The organism is Micromonospora sp. NPDC049240, assembly GCF_040647835.1.
GTDB lineage: Bacteria > Actinomycetota > Actinomycetes > Mycobacteriales > Micromonosporaceae > Micromonospora.
Genome location: NZ_JBEZCX010000054.1, coordinates 1 through 1,748 on the forward strand (window position 1 = coordinate 1; position 1,748 = coordinate 1,748).

At 68.4% G+C, this 1,748-nt stretch carries 1 protein-coding gene; it reads left to right on the forward strand.

Annotated elements, in window-relative coordinates:
- Nucleotides 1-1,748, forward strand: a 1,748-nt coding sequence (locus tag AB0B02_RS31850; RefSeq protein ID WP_357306810.1) for a polyketide synthase dehydratase domain-containing protein, incomplete at both ends; no start/stop codon positions are given.

Consider the following 1,748-nt stretch of genomic DNA (forward strand, 5'->3'; position numbering starts at 1 on the left):
TCGTTGTCGGCGCAGCCGTGGTTGGCCGATCATGTGGTGTTGGGTTCGGTGTTGTTGGCGGGCACGGCGTATGTGGAGTTGGTGATGTACGCCGGCGACCAGGTGGGCTGTGCCCTGGTGCAGGAGTTGACGCTGCAGACCCCGTTGCTGCTGCCGGAGCAGGGCGCAGTGCAGGTGCAGGTGTGGGTCGGTGATCCCGACCAGGATGGTCGACGGCCGGTCAACGTGTACTCCCGACCAGAAGGCGCGGAGGGTTCGTGGACTCGGCATGCCACGGGTGTGTTGAGCCCGCAGGCCGGTCGGGTTCCGGCGGGGTTGGGGCAGTGGCCGCCGGCCGGTGCGCGGCCGGTGGCTGTTGACGGCGTGTACGAGCGGTTGGCCGACGGCGGGTACGTGTACGGGCCGGTGTTTCAGGGTTTGCGGGCGGTGTGGCGTTCCGACCGGGATGTGTATGCCGAGGTGACCCTGCCCGAGCAGGACGCAGCGGATGGGTTCGGGTTGCATCCGGCGGTGTTGGACGCGGCGTTGCACCCGATCGGGTTGACCGGACTTCTCGGTGATGAGGCGGTGTTGCCGTTCGCGTGGAGCGGGGTGCGGCTGCACGCGACCGGGGCGACCACGCTACGGGTTCGGCTGGCACCGGCCGACGATGGGGCTATTGCGGTGGCGGTGTTCGACACCGCCGACCAGCCGGTGCTGACCGCGGACTCGCTGGTGTTGCGGCCGGTGACCGCCGACCAGTTGGGCGCCGGGGTACCGGATGTGGCGCAGTCGCTGTTCGCGGTGGAGTGGGTGCCGCTGCCGGACGCGGAATCTGGCACCACGGCGGCGGCTACCGAACTGGTCTGGGGATGGCATGGGCAGGTTGCTGGTGAGCTGCCCCCGGTGGTGGTCGCCGAGCTACCAACTCCAGACGATGCGGTGGGTGTTGTCGAGGCTACGCACGCGGCGAGCACGTTGGTGTTGGGTTGGGTCCAGGAGTGGCTGGCGGATGCGGCCACGGAGGGTTCCCGGTTGGTGGTGGTCACCCGCGGCGCCACTGATGGTAGTGACTTGGCCGCGGCTGCGGTGTGGGGTCTGGTCCGTTCCGCGCAGTCCGAGCACCCCAATCGGTTCATCCTGCTGGACCTCGACGATCACACCGACCCCGGCAGCGAGCTGGGCAGGATCCTGACGGCGGTGCTCGACAGTGACGAGCCGGAGATCGCGGTACGCGCTGGTGGGCTGTACACCCGGCGGTTGACCCGAGCCGGTGGTACTGGCCGGCTATCCCTGCCTGGTCCTGAGCGGTTGTCGTGGCGTCTTGATGTGTTGGAGCCGGGCAGTTTGGACAACCTGGCGGTGGTGGATTGTCCGGGGGTGGTGGCGCCGTTGGGGGTTGGGCAGGTGCGGGTTGGGGTGCGGGCGGCGGGGTTGAATTTCCGGGATGTGTTGGTCGGGTTGGGGATGTATCCGGATTCGGCTGCGGTGATGGGTAGTGAGGCGGCCGGGGTGGTGCTTGAGGTCGGCGCGGGTGTGTCGGGGGTGGTGGTTGGGGATCGGGTGTTCGGGATGTTCAACGGTGCGTTGGGGCCGGTGGCGGTCACCGATCATCGTCTCTTGGCGCGGGTTCCGCGGGGCTGGTCGTTTACTCGGGCGGCGTCGGTGCCGATTGTGTTTCTGACCGCGTTCTATGCGTTGCGGGATCTGGCCGAGGTGCGGGCGGGGCAGCGGATCCTGATTCATGCTGCGGCTGGTGGGGTGGGTAT